15 protein-coding genes are annotated in these 19,322 nt (G+C 44.4%); 12 read left to right on the top strand and 3 right to left on the bottom strand.

From position 1 onward, the window contains the following. Positions 1-5 precede the first annotated feature (5 nt). The 3 genes from HXT33_RS04265 to HXT33_RS04255 all read right to left on the bottom strand — a co-directional run bounded on the left by HXT33_RS04265 (position 6) and on the right by HXT33_RS04255 (position 3,249). Positions 6-1,817: a hypothetical protein gene (locus tag HXT33_RS04265; RefSeq protein WP_421786674.1), complete on the bottom strand. Its 1,812-nt coding sequence runs from the start codon at positions 1,815-1,817 to the stop codon at positions 6-8. A gap of 65 nt (positions 1,818-1,882) precedes the next feature. Further along, positions 1,883-2,689, bottom strand: coding sequence for a fructosamine kinase family protein (locus HXT33_RS04260; protein ID WP_421786672.1), 807 nt, complete (start codon positions 2,687-2,689; stop codon positions 1,883-1,885). 104 nt (positions 2,690-2,793) lie between these two features. Beyond that, on the bottom strand, positions 2,794-3,249 hold the full coding sequence (locus tag HXT33_RS04255; RefSeq protein ID WP_421786670.1) for a hypothetical protein: 456 nt from the start codon (positions 3,247-3,249) through the stop codon (positions 2,794-2,796). Positions 3,250-3,489: 240 nt separating this feature from the next. Between HXT33_RS04255 and leuS the strand changes: the two genes are divergently transcribed. From leuS to metF, 12 genes are all read left to right on the top strand, one after another. Further along, the gene (gene leuS / locus HXT33_RS04250; RefSeq protein WP_421786668.1) at positions 3,490-6,474 is read left to right on the top strand and encodes a leucine--tRNA ligase; all 2,985 of its coding nucleotides are present in this window, start codon (positions 3,490-3,492) and stop codon (positions 6,472-6,474) included. A gap of 167 nt (positions 6,475-6,641) precedes the next feature. Continuing rightward, positions 6,642-7,466, top strand: a complete 825-nt coding sequence (locus HXT33_RS04245) for a ComEA family DNA-binding protein (RefSeq protein WP_421786666.1) — start codon at positions 6,642-6,644, stop codon at positions 7,464-7,466. A 7-nt stretch (positions 7,467-7,473) separates the two neighbouring features. Next, on the top strand, positions 7,474-9,156 hold the full coding sequence (locus HXT33_RS04240; RefSeq protein ID WP_308582549.1) for a ComEC/Rec2 family competence protein: 1,683 nt from the start codon (positions 7,474-7,476) through the stop codon (positions 9,154-9,156). Positions 9,157-9,224: 68 nt separating this feature from the next. Next, positions 9,225-10,223, top strand: coding sequence for a DNA polymerase III subunit delta (holA, locus tag HXT33_RS04235; protein WP_004137454.1), 999 nt, complete (start codon positions 9,225-9,227; stop codon positions 10,221-10,223). Positions 10,224-10,307: 84 nt separating this feature from the next. Beyond that, complete coding sequence (gene tsaE, locus HXT33_RS04230) at positions 10,308-10,880, top strand: tRNA (adenosine(37)-N6)-threonylcarbamoyltransferase complex ATPase subunit type 1 TsaE (RefSeq protein ID WP_004127080.1); 573 nt, start codon at positions 10,308-10,310, stop codon at positions 10,878-10,880. Positions 10,881-10,993: 113 nt separating this feature from the next. Continuing rightward, a complete protein-coding gene (gene tsaB, locus HXT33_RS04225) occupies positions 10,994-11,821 on the top strand; it encodes a tRNA (adenosine(37)-N6)-threonylcarbamoyltransferase complex dimerization subunit type 1 TsaB (RefSeq protein ID WP_421786663.1) in 828 nt (275 codons plus the stop codon). A gap of 25 nt (positions 11,822-11,846) precedes the next feature. After that, positions 11,847-12,395 (top strand): ribosomal protein S18-alanine N-acetyltransferase, encoded by a 549-nt coding sequence (gene rimI / locus HXT33_RS04220; RefSeq protein WP_421786661.1) that lies wholly within the window; start codon positions 11,847-11,849, stop codon positions 12,393-12,395. A gap of 1 nt (position 12,396) precedes the next feature. Further along, on the top strand, positions 12,397-13,440 hold the full coding sequence (gene tsaD / locus HXT33_RS04215; protein ID WP_004106430.1) for a tRNA (adenosine(37)-N6)-threonylcarbamoyltransferase complex transferase subunit TsaD: 1,044 nt from the start codon (positions 12,397-12,399) through the stop codon (positions 13,438-13,440). Between the two features lie 96 nt (positions 13,441-13,536). Beyond that, positions 13,537-14,673, top strand: coding sequence for a tRNA (adenine-N1)-methyltransferase (locus tag HXT33_RS04210; RefSeq protein WP_421786659.1), 1,137 nt, complete (start codon positions 13,537-13,539; stop codon positions 14,671-14,673). Between the two features lie 9 nt (positions 14,674-14,682). Further along, positions 14,683-15,240 carry a SixA phosphatase family protein gene (locus HXT33_RS04205; RefSeq protein ID WP_421786657.1) on the top strand — a complete coding sequence of 186 codons (558 nt, stop codon included), beginning with the start codon at positions 14,683-14,685 and terminating at the stop codon, positions 15,238-15,240. Between the two features lie 578 nt (positions 15,241-15,818). Then, complete coding sequence (gene metE / locus HXT33_RS04200; protein WP_421786655.1) at positions 15,819-18,161, top strand: 5-methyltetrahydropteroyltriglutamate--homocysteine S-methyltransferase; 2,343 nt, start codon at positions 15,819-15,821, stop codon at positions 18,159-18,161. A gap of 3 nt (positions 18,162-18,164) precedes the next feature. Further along, a complete protein-coding gene (metF, locus tag HXT33_RS04195; protein WP_421786653.1) occupies positions 18,165-19,019 on the top strand; it encodes a methylenetetrahydrofolate reductase [NAD(P)H] in 855 nt (284 codons plus the stop codon). Positions 19,020-19,322 lie beyond the last annotated feature (303 nt).

Below are 19,322 nucleotides of genomic sequence, written 5' to 3'. Positions count from 1 at the left end.
GAACTTTACAATCCTGCATCAGCTAGGGAAATGTAGCCCGGGTCTATTAGGCGAGCCTTCAAATTCGTTGCACTAACTGCTATCAGCTGTTCATAAACAGTTGGAACCGTAATTCCAGGCTCAATTGTCGATTGTTTTGTTGCAATCTTTGTAGAAAGATTTCCGGTGCTATTTAACGAATCGCACATTTCTGTAATATCTTTACTAATCTGTGCCTGATGCTCAATAGTTGTCATCCACTGCTTACCGCTTACAATATTTGGCATAATATTCTTGTATGCTCCGTAGCCGGTTATTGCAGGCCATTTTTTTGCGTTAGCAGCATCGTTAGCATCTTCGGACTGTTCCTTGCTAATTTGCGCGTCTTTTGCGTTCTTATTGGAGCTGTTTTTAGGAGAAGGAACAGGTCGCTTAATAAGATTTCTTTTACCAATGAAGTTTCCAATAACATTCGGCAAAGTAAACGAAGGATTTATGTCTGCAGCGCTTCCTTCGTAACCTAAATCGCTTAAAGTTTGCGAAGCTTGCAAAGCAACTTGATCGTCAAGAGCAATAATGCCGTCAACATGCATTGGTGAAGGAGTTAGAAGATTATCGTTTTTAGTAATACGATTCTTCAACTCAGTTTTTACAGCATCCGAATTATCTGCGTCAAAAGCAACGTTAATCCAGTCTTTTTCGCTACTATTTGCATGCAATTTTCCGGAAGTGCTAAGCAGAGTGCCAGAAGCGAAATATGGTCTAAGTACTTTCCACATTCCCGCAAAAGCTTCTTTTGCAAACTCGTCTTCTAACTGTGTTGAGGAGCTGGTATCTGCATTATCTTTTGAACTATTTTCGCCACTATTTTGAGATTCTTGATTATTATTTGAGGAAGAATTTTGGTTTTCACTGTTAGAATCTGCATTATTTGAGTCAGAATCGTTTGAACCGTTTGAATCGTTTGAGTTTTGACCGTTTGCGCCACTATTAGTTTTTGCGTGCAAATTTATATTTTTCTGATTGTGGCATGGCAAAAGAACTTCAATATAGCGCGGATTTTCGCGAGTAGCACGGTCGAGAGCAAGTTTTTGAACTAATGTTTCTGCTTGAGTTTCGCCAATGCTACTAGCGTCAGAAAGGTGGAAAAGAACATCTGGCTTAAATCCTGGAATTGAACGTGAAAGCATAACTACGTGTATTCCAGATTTTTGAGCAAGTCGAAGAGATGAGGCTAAACGCTTTTGAGAAAGAAGAATATTTTTGTCTGTGTCTTCAGAATCGTTTTTGCCTGCTAAAAGACCCTGCTTATTTTTTGTGTCTTCTGTTTTGTTTGGTGTAGGTAAAGTTGCGTAATCCCCATAATTATTATTGCCGTTCTTATTAGTCCATGGAGCAATAACAATAGTGGTTTTACTCAGCTTCTTCTTAATTTTTTCGTTTGAATTGCCAGTATTTTGCTTATTTTTGTTATGATTTTCCGAATGCAATGGTGTTAGCAAATTCACAACATAATCCTGCACGTCTTGACTCTGCTGCGAAAGACTAGAAGAAGTTTTTGTAGTAATAGAATTATCGTTAAAACCCTTATTTTTTAAGTCTTTAACTATTTCTGGAACAAGATTATCCCATGTGCTCAACGGCTTGTGTCTTGTTAAAGCTAAACCGTCTGAAGGTGTAAAAATAACAACATTTCCGCTATGCGTTTGCTGCACGTTTTTAGGACTGGAAGAAGTTTTAGAAGTAGTGCCGCATGCACTAACAACAAATAGTGTTGAAACTAGTGCTGTTAGCACAACTATAATTCTTTTCCAAGTGCTTACGCGCAAACGGATCATACTAATGGCCTTTCGTAATTTTTACGATTAAGTCTTTAAATGTTTTATTTGTTTACTGCTGAAAATCAGCTATTTAATAATCTTCTGCACATTTCTCGATATTCGCTTACGTATCCGCCGCCAAAGAATACGCAGTGGCCTGCAATAGGGTAGAGCTGCCAAATAATCATGCGCTGCTCAAAACCTGCCTTAAGTGGATGCACAGACTGGTATCCGTCCAAAATCTGCTTAAAATAGCTGATTCCAAACAGGTGAAGCATAGCTAAATCTTCTTCGCGGTGCCCGCCGTGGGCTGCAGGATCAATCAGCACAGCCTCAGTATGCTCTCCATCCTCGCTTTTAGTCCACAAAACGTTTCCGCTCCACAAGTCGCCGTGAACGCGCGCAGGCTTATCTTCCGCAGTCTTTCCTAATAAATCAGGCAGCGCATCAATAACTTCGTTCGTAAGAGCCAAATCGCTTTTAGTAAGCTCTCCGCGAGCAATCCCAAGCTCAACCATAGGACGCAAACGCCCATCCGCAAGATAGTCAATAACGTTATTCCACTCGCCAGTTGGCATATTAACAGGGTCGCTTAAAGGTCCAAAATAGCATGTTCCATCATAATCTGCAGGAGCTTGACCAAAATATTTCGCACCATAGTCGTGCATGTGTGCAAGAGCTGCACCGAACTCAAAAGCAGCTAAAGGAGTTGGGGAAGCAGTGTCAATTTGCTCAATATTAAGGTAATCGTTTCCCCAATCAAACACTTTTGCAACTCTAGGGCCGCCAAACTTGTGGGCTTCTTGCAACCATTGCAAACCCTTGCCTTCGCATTCAAAAAAACGCTCAGGTGCGTATAATCTGCTCTTTTTATACACATTATTGTCCATAGCAGCCTTCTTAACGTACTAGCATATACAGCTTATGCATATACGGCTTATCGTTACACACTTAATAAATATTTTACGAATAAACTAAATTATTCCCAATCTCACTATTTTACTGAAGTATTAGCACAATCAGACAAGCTGTGTTTAAGCGCAGGGCAGAATGTTTTTGCAAACTGATATCCAAAAAGCAATCCTGCTAAAAATAGTGCAGAACCCAAACCGGTGTAAAACACTGCAATAAACTGTTCGGGAGCTATGTTAGTTGCGCGCAAAACAATTCCAAAAGTCATCATAAAAGCCATGATTATAAAAGATTTAACGTCAAAGAATTTGAGGAAAAATTGTTTTTCTTTGTATGCGAGGATTCTTTGAGTATGTTTTTTAACGAGTTTTCCAAAAATCAGGAATTGGAATATTGCAAAAACAACTAGAGACAAAGCGTAATTCAGCGGTTGCAAATAATTCTGGTAAGCCAACAAGCCAATCTTAAGAATATTAAAACCAGCAGCGCCCCAAACTAAGCAAGCAATAAGTAGTAACGTATTTTTTTGTACTTTCAATTCACAACCTCTTTAATATTTATAGTTTTATTGAATTTTACCTAATTTTCTAATCTTTATTCGCTTAAAAAGTTTATTTACTATTGTAATGATTTATTTTGCAAAATAAGCATAAAATCTTAATTTTGTGCGCGTATTAGGAAAACTTACGTTAAAACTACATATTTTCTCAATAAAATATCAATAAAACTTGTAAAAAGTGTTGCATAATGACTGCATAAGACGCTATAGTCCTAGGGTATGAACGACAACGATCAACAGTATGCAACAGCTGACAATAAAGCTACTATTGCTGAGCCAGCTTTTCGTTACAACGCGCAGCTCGCACAAGATATTGAGCAGCGCTGGCAAAAAACCTGGGACGAGCAGGGCACGTTCTGGGCTGCTAATGTTAAGGGCAATTTGAAGGATGGCGAAGGCAGGAATGCTGACGGTCGTCCTTCTTTCTTTGCAATGGACATGTTCCCGTATCCTTCCGGTAAAGGCTTGCACGTTGGGCATCCTCTTGGATACTTGGCAACGGATGTTGTAAGCCGCTACCACCGCATGAAGGGCGAAAACGTTCTTCACGCAATGGGTTATGACGCTTTTGGTTTGCCGGCTGAACAGTACGCTGTGCAAACTGGTCAGCACCCGCGCATTACTACCGAAGCGAATATTGCTAATATGCGCAGGCAGCTGCACCGCATGGGCTTGAGCTTCGATGATCGTAGGTCTTTTGCAACTATTGATACGAATTATGTGCGTTGGACGCAGTGGATTTTCTCCAAGCTTTATGACGCTTGGTACAACCCTGATTTTGTGCGCAAAGACGGCGGAAAAGGTTCTGCTCGACCAATTGCTGAGCTTGTTGATGAGTTTAAGAGTGGCAAGCGCGAAATCCCAGGATTTGCAGGCAAAAAGTGGGAAGAGCTTAACAAGGTAGAGCAGGCGGATGTTTTAAACGACTTCCGTATTGCATATATTTCTAAGTCTCCTGTAAATTGGTGCCCAGGTTTGGGAACTGTGCTTGCAAACGAGGAAGTTACTGCAGAAGGAAAATCTGAGCGTGGAAACTTCCCAGTATTCCAGCGCAACCTTCGCCAATGGTCCATGCGAATTACCGCTTATGGACACCGTTTGGTTGAAGATTTGAACACTATTGATTGGCCAGAAAAAGTTAAGCTTATGCAGCGAAACTGGATTGGCGAATCTCACGGTGCATCCGTGCACTTTGAAGTGCCGTGTGCGGACGGCGAAACGCGCGATTTGGAAGTGTACACGACTCGTCCAGACACGCTTTTTGGTACTACTTTTGCTGTTGTTTCCGTAGACCACCCAATTCTTGAGCATGTTCCAGAAGCGTGGAGTGCGGACGTTCCAGAAAGCTGGAAGGGCGGCTACGCAAGTCTTAAAGAAGGCTTGGCAGAGTATCAAGCTCAAGCTCGTGCGAAGACCGCAAAAGATCGCACTGAAGACGCGGGAGCAAAAACTGGCTTGTTTACTGGTCTTTACGCAATCAATCCTGTAACTGGAGCAAAACTTCCACTCTTTGCTGCAGACTACGTGCTTATGGATTACGGCACGGGCGCAATTATGGCAGTTCCAGGCGGCGATCAGCGAGACTACGATTTTGCAAAAGCCTTTGGTTTGCCAGTAATCTACACTGTTGAGCCTTTGCCTGAGTCTGGCGAAAAATTGGCAGATTACGAAGGTAAAGCTCCATTCGTTTCACACGACGGAATTGTTATCAACTCTTCTGTAGAGCATACGCACAAGCTCGGTGACGAATTGTCTATTAACGGTTTGCGCGTTGACGAAGCTATTAAAAAGGTGACGACTTGGCTTGAAGCTGCTGGCGTAGGAAAAGGTAGGGTTTCTTACCGACTTCGCGACTGGCTGTTTTCTCGCCAGCGCTACTGGGGCGAGCCTTTCCCAATCGTTTACGACGAGGACGGTGTTGCACACCTGGTTCCAGATAGCGAGCTTCCGATTGCATTGCCGGATGTTCCAGACTATCAGCCAAAAACTTACGCTCCAGACGACGCAAATTCTGAGCCTGAAGCACCTTTGAGCCGAAACGAGGATTGGGTAAAAGTTCAGCTCGACCTTGGTGACGGCGTAAAAACCTACTATCGCGACACCAACACCATGCCAAACTGGGCTGGTTCCTGCTGGTACTACATGCGCTACTTGGATCCAAACGACGCTGAGCACATGGTTGACAGCGACGAATACGACTACTGGATGGGCACGAACCGTCCAGGCAAAGAGCATGTTTCTGGCGGCGTTGACCTTTACGTTGGTGGCGTAGAGCACGCAGTTTTGCACTTGCTTTACTCCAGGTTCTGGCATAAAGCGCTTTACGACTTGGGTTATGTGGATTCTGCTGAACCATTCCACCGCCTGTTTAACCAGGGTATGATTCAAGCTTACGCATACACGGATGAGCGCGGACAGTACGTTCCTGCCGACGAGGTTGAAGAAGGCGCTTCAAACGGCGCTGGTGAACCAACGTTTACATGGCACGGCGAAAATGTGAACCGTGAGTTCGGTAAAATGGGCAAGAGCTTGAAGAATATTGTGACCCCGGACTACATGTACGAAAACTACGGTGCAGATACGTTCCGCCTGTACGAAATGAGCATGGGTCCGCTTTCTGAGTCTCGCCCTTGGAACACGCGTAACGTTGTTGGTGGAATGCGCTTCCTTCAGCGCTTGTGGCGTAACGTAGTAAACGAAGAAACCGGTGCTTGTGTTGTAACAGACGACGCTTTGGACGATAAAACGCTGAAGCTTCTTAACAATACAATTGCAGAAGTGACTGTGGAAATGGAAGCAATGCGTCCAAATACTGCAATCGCTAAGCTGATTGTGTTGAACAACCACTTGACTTCGCTTCCTCACGTGCCACGAGCAGCTGTTGAGCCACTAATTCTTATGCTGGCTCCAATTGCGCCGCATATTTGCGAAGAAATGTGGAGCAAGCTTGGGCATGATAAGTCTATTGCTCACGCAGATTGGCCTGTTGCGGATTCTCGCTACGTTGGTGAGGATACTGTTACTGCCGTTGTGCAAATTAAGGGCAAGGTTCGAGCAAAGCTTGAAGTTGATCCAAATATTGACGCTTCTGAGCTTGAAAAGCTCGCTTTGGAAGCTGTAGCTGATCGCTTGGGTGGTAAGGCTCCGCGCAAGGTGATTGTTAAGGCTCCGAAGATTGTGTCTATTGTGCCTGACGAGAGCTGAGTAAAGGTTAAAGTCGGCTTAATGAATGCTGTGAAGCGCGAAAAATCGTGCTTCACGGCATTTTTTTTTCGGTGTTATAGGTTTTAACCACAGGGGATGATTTTTGTTGCGAAGTGTTATAAGTTTCCCAATAGTTAAGTTAAGAACTTTAAGATTTGGGGGATTTAATGGAAGACTTTGGGCAAAATTCTGGTCAGCATTATTCGAATAATTTGCCTATTAATAGGCCTGGTGCCGACTTGCCTAGTCGGCGTATTGCATCTTCTTTAGAAGAATTTTCTAAACGAAGTTTTGACGACGGCTTTAGCGAAAATATGCGCGAAAGTATGCGCGAAAGTAAGCGCGAAAATTATTTTGACTCTTTTGATTCTTTTGACGAAACTATTAGAAACATAAAATCTTCTCCGCGCTTTCATATGAAACCTGTTCATACTTTGGCCATTATGTTCGTGCTGGTCGTTGCATTGTGTGCGAGTCTTACCATGCTTATTTCGCAGTCGTTAACGTATCAGCGTGTGCAAAATAGTAAGTCTGAATCATTGCAAAAAATAGAAGACAATGCGGATTATTCAAAGCGTTCTTTTGACGATTTAGAAGATAGTAATTCTAAGAAAAATAACAAAAATGGTGAATCTGACTACGGTATCGAAAGTAGTGAAAGTGGCGAAAGTATCGAAAGTGGTGAAAGTGACGAAAGTATCGAAAGTGGTGAAAGCTCTGAAAACGGTCGAAACAGTCAAAGCGGAAAAAGCAGAAAAAGTAGAAAAAGCAAATCTGCTTCTAATAAGAGTGATACTTTTCGCATAAATATTAACACTGCAACAGTGGATCAACTGCAAAGCTTAAAAGGAATCGGCCCAAAAACAGCTGCGCGCATTATTGCTCATAGAAAACGAGTTGGCGGTTTTAAAAGTTTGGAAGATTTGCTGCAAATAAAGGGCATTGGTCCTAAAACTTTGAATAAATTCCGCGGAAATGTTGAAGTTAAATAGGTGAATTATGCGAGAAAAAGTAGAAAACGTTTCTGGAAGTCGAGATTTTAGAATGATTCCTGTTGCTACAGCTTACTGGGCTGGATGCCTAATAGGAAAATGGTTGAGCCAAATGCGAGTAATCCACGCAGGAATAGTTGCAATAATAGGATTTTCCTTCGCTTTTCTAGTAGCATTTTTTCTGCGTCGTAAATGCAATGATTGGAGCAGAACTATTCAAACAGTAGCGTACGTTTCTTTAGCAGCATGCATGATTTCATACTTTGGTCAATGTGTGCTTTCAAAAGACGTTATTATGCAAGAAATACGTGCAGAAAACCTTACTAAAATTCATTATTCTAACTATAAATCTACTTTGAATACTCGTATTGCAGAGGCGGAAGTTAGAGTGTTGACTCCTTTTAGAGCGTCGAAAAGTTTTAATGGAGATTGTCAAGCTAATGTGCGCGTCTACAAATTTGCAAACACTCAAAGTTACGTTAATGCTAGGCTCTACGCGTACAATCCAGTTTGTAGGAATATTAGTTACGGTATGCGTATTAGAGTGCCTGTTAGCTTAAAATCTTCGCGTTTTGACAATAAGCCTGAATTGCATGTGCAAAAAACGCAACAAAACGTGCAGATTATACAAGGCTCAAACTTTTGGCAAAACTCTGCTAGTAGCTTGTGGAAATCATTTTATGAAGTAACGAATAACCTTGATACTCAAGGAAGAATGTTGGTTCCGGGAGTAACTATTGGAATGTTGGGGCAAGAGTATGTGCCAACGGAAGCAACAAATTCGCTAAATCCAATAGACGCAACTTATTCAACTATGACACGTCAGCATTTTCAGCATGCTGGAATTATGCACGTTATGGCTGTTTCAGGAGGCCACTTTTTGCTACTTAGCATGATTATTTACAGATGCTGCTCATATTTACTACTTCCGCGTTGGGCTACTTCTTCAATACAAATTGCGTTGCAGATTTCTTTAGCCGCAATAGTTTACCCTTCAGCATCTGTACTTAGGGCGCTGATTATGGGAATAATATCCGCGGTTGCGTGGTGCTGCAAGCGACCATACCAGTCGGCAAGCGCGCTAAGTTGGACTGTTATTGGAGTGTTACTAGTAAACCCTTCGTACGCTTGGGACTATGCTTTTGCGCTTTCTTCTGCAGCAACTTTGGGAATTGTTGTTATGGGAGTGCCAATGTCTAAAACATTTTCGCAATATGTGCCGCATTTTATCGCTTCGGCGCTCGCAATAACTTTGGCTGCACAATTGTGGACGATGCCAGTGCAAATTCTTATGCAGCCGGAAGTTTCTTTTATGTCTGTGCCGGCGAATCTAATAATTGCGCCTTTTATGGATTGGGCAACAGTATTCGGCTTAATTTCGCTTGCTTGCGCGAGTTTTAATGCTGGGACATCGCTTGTTTTTGCGAGAGTTTCATCAATTGGAACAAGTTTTATGGAAAAGTGTGCGTATTGGTGTGATGAAGTATCTTTTGGCGTGTTTCCTTGGATGAAGGGTGCTGCTGGAGCGTGGATGATGGCATGTGCAGAAGTTGCGATATTTGCTGTTTTTATGCTTGTTTTTCGCAGTTTTCACAATCGGGCTTGCGTTCAGCGCATAAGCATAATCGGACAATTATGGGCATCTTCTGCAAAGCGAACCATAAGTGAAGCCGCGCAAATCTTCGAGTAGTGCTAAGTACGCGCGCATATTCGAGAGGAATATTATGATGGTTAAAGTTAGTTTGTTTAAGGAGCATTATGGCAGCAAGTAATAATCGCGCACAACGTATTATGCCGGTGACTCTTGTAGTTGGCGGGGATGATTACTTAAACAATCTTAATGCTAGAACTTTGCGAGAAAAAATACAGAAGAATGCTCCGGATGCTGAAATTATTGAGCTTGACGCTTCATCCGCAGATAAGTACGCGTTTGACGAAGCTGTTGGTCCTTCGCTTTTTGGCGATGGCACAATTGTTATTATTAACGATTTGCAAAGTGCGGATGAGTCTTTAGTAGAAGCGATTGAAAAATTCTGCCAACAAGCGCAAAATAACGAAAATAATTTTGACGAATCTTCTTTAAGCTGGGTTATTGCTCGCCATGAAGGTGGTCTTAAAGGAAAATCTATTGTTACGCGTCTTACAAAAGCTGGTGCTCAAACAATCACAGTGCCGGATCTTAAAAAAGACGATGCAAAACTCAACTTTGTTATGAGCATATTTGATCGTCACAATCGAAGCGTTGAACCGCAAGCTGCGCAACGACTTGTGGCGGTTTTGGGTGGAAAAACAGGCGAGCTTGCAGCATTGTGCTCGCAATTATGCTTCGACTATGACGATAATCCAATAACCCTTAATATTGTTGACCGCTATCTTATTGCAGATCCGCAAGTTACCGGCTTTTTCGTTGCAGACAAGGCTGTTACAGGTCACTTAGGCTCTGCGGTGCTTTCTGCAAGAACTGCAGTTGCGCAAGGAGTTGACCCTATAGCGTTAATCGGCGCTTTGGCTTCAAAAGTTCGTTTAATTGCGCTTGCAATGGCAGTTCGTAACGGCACGATTTCTAGTGCGGAAGCGAAAGCAAATCCGTGGGCGCTTAAAATGGCAATGCGTCAGCTTGCAGGCTGGAGTAGTGCTGGAGTTTCTAAAAGTTTACAAGCTTTAGCCTGGGCGGATGAGCAGTGCAAAGGCGGATCTAGCGATGCTAATTATGCGCTTGAAAAGTGCATTATGATAATTTCGTCTAAAGGAAATTAAAAAGCGTAAATTAAAAAGCGTAAATTAGAAATCTTAAATTAAAAATCGTAAATTAAAAATATTGTGTGAAAGATTGTGTTAAGTATGAAAGAAGAAACGGTGTTAGAACAGCAAAAAGTTCGTACTGTGCCTACGGATACTAATATGCGCGAACTTGGTAAATCTGTGGCAAAACTGGTTAAAGAAGGAGACGTTTTGCTGCTTTCTGGTCCTCTTGGGGCTGGTAAAACAACGTTTGCTCAAGGTTTTGGCGCGGGTCTTTCAATTAGTGAGCCGATTGTGTCTCCAACTTTTACGATTGCGCGCGAATTGCACGGCACTTTTGCGGATGGTAAGCCGGCGACGCTAATTCACGTTGACGCTTACCGTTTGGGTGGTGAGAATTTCGCTCCGGGTCAAGATACTGTTTCGCGTTTGCTTGACGAGCTTGAATCTTTGGGTCTTGATGAAGCTTTAGAAGAGCCGGGAGATGGCACTGTTGTGCTTATGGAGTGGGGTGAGCAAATGGCTGGAGTGCTGGCAAGTGAGCGCTTAGAAGTTCATATTGCAAGGCCTATTGATTCTTCGCAAGTTGACGACTTTACTAGCGATGGTGAGCGAATCGTAACTTTGAAAGCTGTTGGCAAGGATTGGCTTAATCGACTTGCAAAATTGTAATTAAGAAATACACGGAAAATATAGCAGAAAATATTACAGCAAATATCGCAATAAATAAAGCAAGTTGTGGTAAGCGAGTAAGCTAGTCAGGTACATGACTTCGAGGAATAAACATGAGTAATACGCTGATTATTGACACATCATTTGGTTCTACTGTTGGAATTGTGGGCAATGAGCCGATTGTTGAAACCGACTCTCGCACTCACGTGGAGCGTTTGCAAGTAAATATTGCGAAAGTTGTGGAAAATGCGGGGCTTAAGGCTTCGGATATTGATCGTGTGGTTGTTGGAGTAGGTCCTGCTCCTTTTACTGGTCTTCGCGCAGGATTAGTTGCTGCGAAAGCAATCGCGTTTGCCAACAATGCTCAAATTTTGGGGTGTGATAGTCTTCTTCCTCAAAGTTTGATGATGCGCTCTGGAGCGTTTGAAGAAGCTCGCAAAAATGGCGTTATTTGCAAGGATTTGCTGCTAAATATTCCGGATTCTGCTGATTCTTGCAATTCTAATATTCGCCACTTCGTACTTTCGCTAAACGATGCTCGTCGTCGTCAAGTTTACATGTCTTTGTATGACGATGAAGGAAATGCTTTAATCAATATGGATATTGACTATCCGCAAAATGTTGTGTCTCGTGTAAACGAGTATTTAGCAAGCGAAACTAACGAAAATTATTGCGTTGATGTGCTCGGGCATGGTGCTAAAAAATACGTTGAAGATTGGCGAAATATTGTGCATGTTGGCGTTATTGCCGAAGTTTGCGCTCTTGATTTGGGTGTGCAAGGCTTGCAAATTTTCGAGCAGTGCTCTTTGGAATGTGTAAATAAAGACGAGCACGTAAAAGCTGTTGAACCGCTTTATTTGCGCCGTCCGGACGTGTCTGTGCCAAATCCGCTTAAGCATGTGCTGGGATCTGGCGAAGCGAATAAGGCAAAAGAAAAATAGAAGCGTTTTAACGATTTGAGTAATTATGATTGTCGATATAACGCATTCTAAATTTCCAGCAGTAGCCGAAGGTTGCAATATAGTGTCGAAATGCGATTTTACGTGCGATGAGTTAGCGCAAAGAATAGCGCCAATTGAAGCCGACTTGTTCGGCAAAGGCTCGTGGAACGAGAGCATGATTTTGCAAGAATTGCAAGCTCCTATGCGTGCGTATTATGCAGAAATTGACGAAAATACGCATATGTTATGCGGGTATGCTGGCTACTGGTTTGACGGCGATGATGCGCAAATAATGACAATTGGCGTTGCCAAGCAATATCAACGAAAAGGCGTAGCCTCTAAGCTTTTATTAACCATGATTAAAACAGCAAAACAAATTGGTTCTAAACGAATGCTGCTGGAAGTTAGAGTTGACAATGTTCCTGCGCTCGCGCTGTATAATCGCTTTGGTTTTACGAAAATGGGTTTGCGAAAAAGATACTATCAGCCGGAAGGCGTGGATGCGTACACAATGTGCGCTGATTTAAGCGAAAATAACAAACTTTCTACAAAAAATAATGTAACAGAGGAATAAAATGAGCGAAGCAATCGTATTAGGAATTGAATCAACTTGCGACGAAACAGCCGCAGCTATTGTGCGCGGACGCACGCTGGTGTCAAATGTGGTGGCATCTTCAATGCAAGAGCATGCGCGCTACGGTGGTGTGATTCCAGAAATTGCTTCTCGCGCTCACGCTGAAGCTTTTGTTCCGGTTGTTTCTAAAGCTTTAGCAGACGCAAACATGGATTTAAGCGATGTTGACGCGATTGCAGTAAGCGCAGGCCCTGGTTTAGCTGGCTGCTTAGCTGTGGGAGTTTCTGGAGCTAAAGCCTTGGCTTGGGCTGCAAATAAGCCAATTTATGGTATTAACCACGTAATCGGGCATATTGCAGTAACGCAGTTGCAATTTGGTGACGTGCCGGAAGATGTGCTTGCTTTAATTGTTTCCGGCGGTCACACTTCGCTACTTCACGTGAACGATATTGCTAGAAGCATTGATGTTGTTGGAACAACTTTGGACGATGCTGCAGGCGAGTGCTTCGACAAAGTTGCGCGCCTTCTTGGATTCCCATACCCGGGTGGCCCTCATATTGATAGGCATGGAAGGCTTGGCAACCCGGATACTTTGAAAGTGCCGCAAGGTTTAACGCAAGGTCGTTCTGGCAAGGAGCATCCTTACGATTTCAGCTTCTCGGGCGTAAAAACTGCTGTTGCGCGCTGGGTGGAGGCACGTGAAGCTCAAGGGCTTGAAATTCCAGTTGACGACGTGTGTGCTTCTTTGGCTAATTCTGTGGCGGAAGTGCTTTCACGCAAAGCTATGATGGGTTGCGAGCAGTACGGTTCTAAAACGCTTATGATTGGCGGCGGATTCTCCGCTAACTCGCAGCTTCGCGAGCATTTGCTGGCTTGCGGCAAGGAGCATGGAATTGAAGTGCGTTTGCCGGAATTGAAGCTTTGTACGGATAACGGTGCGATGGTTGCAATGCTTGGAGTGAATTTGGTGGAAGCAGGGGTTCGTCCTTCTGCGCCTGACTTTGCAATCGATTCTGCTATGCCGCTTACAACGGTGAGCTTATAATAGTAGAAATAATAAAAGTTGCGCTAAAAAGTTGCTATAAAAAGTTGCTATAAAAAGTTGCTATAAAAAGTCGCTCTAAAATAAGTGAGGTGTTTTGTGCAGTCAGTTAATTCGCGTAGTGGAGTGTTGCGAGTAGGTGAAAAGATTCAATTCACCGATCGTAAAGGTAAGCGAATTACTGCACAGCTTGTTTCAGGCGGTGTTACGCAAACTGAGCACGGTCTTATTTGTCACGACGACGTGATTGGCCAAAGCGAAGGCGTTGTAATTACTACTGTTAGTGCGAAGCGCGAATCTCAGCAAACTATTGTTGATCCGTCTAAATCGTCCAACAAACCTTGGAAAGCTGCTCGTGCTATTGGCGGCTGGGATTATGTTGCTATGCGACCGCGCATGGTTGACTACGTGCTTTCTATGCCTAGGGGCGCGCAAATTATGTATCCTAAAGATATTGCGCAAGTGATTGCTTTAGGAGATATTCGCTCCGGAATGCGCGTTTTGGAGTCGGGCGCTGGTTCTGGAGCTATGAGCTTAAGCCTTTTGGACGCAGTTGGGGAGTGCGGAAAGCTTACTACTATTGAGCTTCGACCGGATTTTGCGCGCATTGCCGAGTCCAACGCAACTTTGTACTACGGTAAGCGCCCAGAATGGTGGAATTTACTTACTGGCGATTTTGATTCGGTTGCAAAAACTTTGGACGCTCACAGCGTGGATCGCATTATGCTAGACATGCTTGATCCTTGGAATCGCCTTGAACAAGCGCATCGCGTTATTGTGCCGGGAGGCGTGCTTATTGCGTACGTTACGACTACGACGCAAATGTCTCGAATGGCTGAAGCTTTGCGAGAAAGCGGCGTGTGGACCGAGCCGGAAATTCAGGAAACCTTGGAGCGCACTTGGAAAGCGCAAGGTTTGGCTGTTCGTCCGGATCACGCGATGATTGGTCACACTGGATTTTTGATTGTTTCTCGCGCAATGGCTGAAGGTTTTAGTGCTTTGAAGAAGCGCGAGCATGGTACTAAAGATACTGTGAGCGATATTGACGATATGACAGCAGAAGAGCGCGCGGAGCAGTTGGAAGACTTGTCTTTGCGCGATATTTCGGATCGTAAATTGCGTAAAGTTTTGCGCGATTTAGACGTGCAGCTTTCGCAATTGCCGCAAGATTCGCAAGCTTTACAATCTCAAGTAACTGTGCAATCGCAAGAAATAGAGCATAGTCAAGCTAAGTAGGAGATCATTATGGCATCATCAATGAAAAAGCTTATGAAAAAAGCACATCATAGTAAGTATGTTTTGTTGCTGATGCGTCATGCGAAGGCTGAGGCGCCTCAAATGGGTGACGATTGGGGTCGTGGTCTTACAGATAAGGGCTTGAAGCAGGCGAAAATTATGGCAAAAGGCTTGGAGTCTTTGAAGCTTGTGCCGGATTATATTGTGTGTTCTAGTGCGAATCGCACTGAGCAAACTTTGAAGCGAATGTTGAAGCGTTTTGGTGACTCTCCTGTGGTTGAGTCTCGCAAAAGTCTTTACGATGGTGGTATGCAGTCGGTTATGGATGAGTTGCAGGCGGTTCGAGGCGATGTTCATACAACGATGATTGTTGGGCATGAGCCAACGATGTCTATGGCTGCGCAGTGGCTTTCTTCGCCGGATTCGGATCCGGATGTGCTTGGGGCGATGCGTTTGGGGCTTGCTAATGCGTCGATTGTGGTGCTTGCTTCCGATCGACCGTTTGCAACTTGCGGCTTGCGCGGAGCCACGGCCCTCGCAATCCTAACCCCCAAATCCTTCGAGTAGCTTTGCGCCACTGCTCTGCAGACGCTGATTCCTGTTGATCGGCGAACACTAGCATTCGCGCTGCTGCACACACTACACCAGGCACTCCTACCTACCGCGCACCTACCCGTAGCTTAATTTCGTGACTTTAGTTGCACTTAGTAAACCACGCACTTTCGTAACAAACTTAGCGATTCTATGAGTTTTGTGTTGGTGTTTAATGTGTTGAGAGGCTGGAAAAATTGTGTTCAGTGCTAAAAGAGGACTGAGAAGCTACATTCTTTAAATATAGGCGAACACAATAAGCGCTTTTAGCAGCCAGAGCGCCCGAAGGACGGGACGCACGCAAACACAAATTTTCCAGCCTCGTCAAAACCAAAAAACTAAATCAGTTACAAAACTCATAGACGATACTAAATAATATCTAAAGAAAAAATAAAACTAATCAAAAAATCGCACGAAATTAAGCATATAAATTAAGCTTATAACGACACCCCAAGTTCTTTAATGACCACAATCGCTCATTTCTTTGCTAGGCTAAAGCGAGTCGAAAGAAACAAATGTAAATGTGAGTCGAAAAGAAATTTTTTGGAGGACGTATGTCTACGGTTTTTACTTCGGTGTCTGGTTTTCCGCGAATTGGCGCTGATCGTGAATTGAAGAAGATTATTGAACGTTATTGGAAGCAGGATGCTTCTTTGGATGAAGTGCGTGAGGTTGCTCAATCTTTGCGCGCTAAGCATTGGCGTTTGCAGGCGGAAGCTGGAATTGATTTAATCCCAAGTAACGATTTTAGCTACTATGATCAAATGCTTGATACGGCTATTTTGTTGGGCGCTGTGCCGGAGCGTTATCGTAAATTGAATTTTGAGCATGCTGAGGATACGCTTTTTGCTATTGCGCGCGGCTACCAGGGTGAGCGCGGCGATGTGACGGCGTTGCCAATGAAGAAGTGGTTTACTACGAACTACCATTATATTGTGCCGGAAGTTGAGAATCCGGAAGGCTTGCATTTGTCTGGAACTAAGCCTTTTGACGAGTTTTTGGAGGCTCGCGCGCAGGGTTTGGAAACGAAGCCCGTGTTGATTGGTCCGTACACATTCTTGAAGTTGGCTCGTACTCCTGAAGCTCAGGAGTTGGAAGTAACTGAGTCTGTGATTTCGGCTCTGGCTAACGCTTATGCGAGTATTGTTAAGCGTTTTGGCGAGCTTCACGCAACTTGGCTGCAGTTTGATGAGCCTTATTTGGCGCTTGATAAAGAAGATGGCGATTTGGAGCTTTTTGAAGCTTTGTATAAGCCTTTGCTTGAGGCTAGGAGTGCGGAAGTTAAGATTCTTCTTAACACGTATTTTGGCAATATTGCTGACGCTTACGAGACTGTGAATAATCTTGGTTTTGACGGTGTTGGCGTTGATTTGGCGGAAGGCAAGGATGAAAATCTTGCTGCCATTGAGCGCTATGGTGTGAATGATAAGACTACGCTTTTTGCAGGCGTTGTAAACGGCCGCAATATTTGGCGTAACGATTATGCTGTGAGCCTTGGGCTTATTGATGCTTTGCGTGAGAATGTTACGGATCGCGTGGCTGTTTCTTCTGCTTGCTCGCTTCTTCACGTGCCTTTTAGCACTGTTGGTGAGGATGCTTTGGGTGCGGATGTTTTGCAGCATTTTGCTTTTGCTGTTGAAAAGTTGCAGGAGATTCGCGATATTGCAAATCTTGCTGCAGAAAGTGACGAAAGTCGCAAATCGAGTAGTGTTTTGGCTAAGAATCAGGCTTTGTTTGACGGTTCGCGCGTGAAGGCGGATGCTTCTGTTGCTAATCGTCTTTCGAATCTTAAAGATTCTGATTTTGTGCGACTGCCGGAAAGGGCTGAGCGCCAGCGTTTGCAAAAGGAAGCTCTTGGCTTGCCGGATTTGCCAACTACTACTATTGGATCCTTCCCGCAAACTAAAGATATTCGTAACGCTCGTGCCGCTCTTCGTAAGGGTGAGATTTCGCGCGAAGCTTACGACGAGTTTATGCGCGATCGCATTGCCAAGTGCATTGAGCATCAGGAGCAGATTGGCTTGGATGTGCTTGTTCACGGCGAGTTTGAGCGCAACGACATGGTTGAATATTTCGGCCAGCATTTGCGCGGCTTTAAGTTTACGAAGAACGCTTGGGTGCAGTCTTATGGTACGCGCTGCGTGAAGCCTCCAATCGTGTGGTCGGATGTTTCTCGCGAGTCTGCTATTACTGTTGAATGGAGCGCTTACGCTCAAAGCTGCACTAAGCATATTGTTAAGGGCATGCTTACTGGCCCTGTGACGATTCTTAACTGGTCTTGGCCTCGCGAGGATATTACTCACGAGCAGCAGACTCAGCAGTTGGCTCTTGCTATTCGCGATGAAGTGTTGGATTTGGAGCGCGCTGGTATTCGCGTGATTCAGATTGATGAGGCTGCTTTGCGAGAAAAGTTGCCGCTTCGTCGTTCTGATTGGCATAAGAAGTATTTGGATTGGGCGATTTCTGCTTTCCGACTGGTTCATTCTGCAGTGGCTGCGACTACGCAAATTCACACGCATATGTGCTATTCGGAGTTTAATGACATTATTCGTGACATTGACGCTATGGATGCGGATGTGATTTCTTTTGAGGCTTCTCGCGGCGACTTGGTTGTGCTTGACGCTATTCACGACGCGCATTTTGAGACTGAGGCTGGCCCTGGCGTTTACGACATTCATTCTCCGCGCGTGCCTGGCGAGGCGGAGCTTGTAGAGCGTATTCACGAGATTTTGCGCAAGATGCCTGCCGAGAAGCTTTGGATTAACCCGGATTGCGGTCTTAAAACTCGTGGCGACGCTGAAACTTGGCCAAGCTTGGAGAATCTTGTTGCTGCAGCTAGTGAGGTTAGGGAAGAATTGCAAGATAACAAGCTAATCGATCAGCCGAGCAGGGGGTGAGTTGTGACTTATAAACCAAAGTTTTCGCTGGAAGTTTTTCCGCCTAAGCGCACATCTCCTATTGGTACGATTTACGATACTTTGGATGGTTTGAAGGGTCTTGACCCGGATTTTATTTCGGTTACTTACGGCACTGGAAAGCTGCAGGATCGTACTGCTACTGCGCGTATTGCGAATACTATTCGCTCCGAATACGGTATTGACGCGGTTGCTCATTTAACAGCTCGCTACCTTGATTATGATGCTGTTGATGAAGCTTTGGAAATGTTTAGCAATGCTGGTGTTTCCGGCGTTTTAGCTTTGCGCGGAGACGTGATTGCGGGCCAGGAAGCGGCCGGCGTTTTTGAGCACGCTAGTGATTTGGTTTCTTACATTCGTTCAAAGCGCCCGGATTTGCCTATTCTTGGCGCTTGCTACCCGGAGAAGCATCCGGAAGCGGAAAGTTTGCAGGCGGATATTGAGAATCTTAAGCGCAAAGTTGACGCGGGTGTAACTCACTTAATTTCGCAACTTTTTTACGACAACGAGGATTTTTTGCGCTTCCGTGATTTAGCTCGTGCGGCAGGCATTAACGTGCCGATTGAGGCTGGCGTGATGCCTGTGGCGAATGCTTCGCAAGTGCAGCGCATGACAAGTCTTTGCTCTTCGCGCATTACTTCGCAAGTTTCCGCAATGATGGATCGCTGGGGTAGTAACGCTGAGTGCTTGCGCGATGCTGGTAGTATTTTTGCATCCCAGCAGATTAACGATTTAATTGCTGAAGGAGTGGATGGCATTCACTTGTATACCATGAATCATCCTGGTATTGCGCGCAGGATTTGGGCGAATGTGAAGCCGCTTTTTACGAAGATTGGGTAGGTGGCGCGACGACCTGCCTGAGCGCTTAAAGCGTAGCGTGCGAAGGCAACTCGGAGCGGAAACTCGCTTAAGTTGGAAGTCCAGTGGACTTCCAACGCGAGTTTCGTAGCAAGCGCGTTACTCGCGCGAGCGTCCCTCGCTCAGTGCGAAAAATCTCAAATCTCTACCTCACTGATATCCGCATGACTGAGTGGTAGTGAGTATTGAAATTAACATAGAGTGTGCAATGTATACAAATGCGCAAAAATGTATAAATGTATAAAATAATCGCGTTTTATACTAAACATTTGTTTAGAATCGCCA

The sequence above is a fragment of the Gardnerella sp. DNF00753 genome (assembly GCF_049244275.1).
Taxonomy (GTDB): Bacteria; Actinomycetota; Actinomycetes; order Actinomycetales; family Bifidobacteriaceae; genus Bifidobacterium; species Bifidobacterium greenwoodii.
The sequence above is the reverse complement of the archived record's forward strand: the minus strand, read 5'-3'. Positions and strand labels throughout refer to the sequence as shown.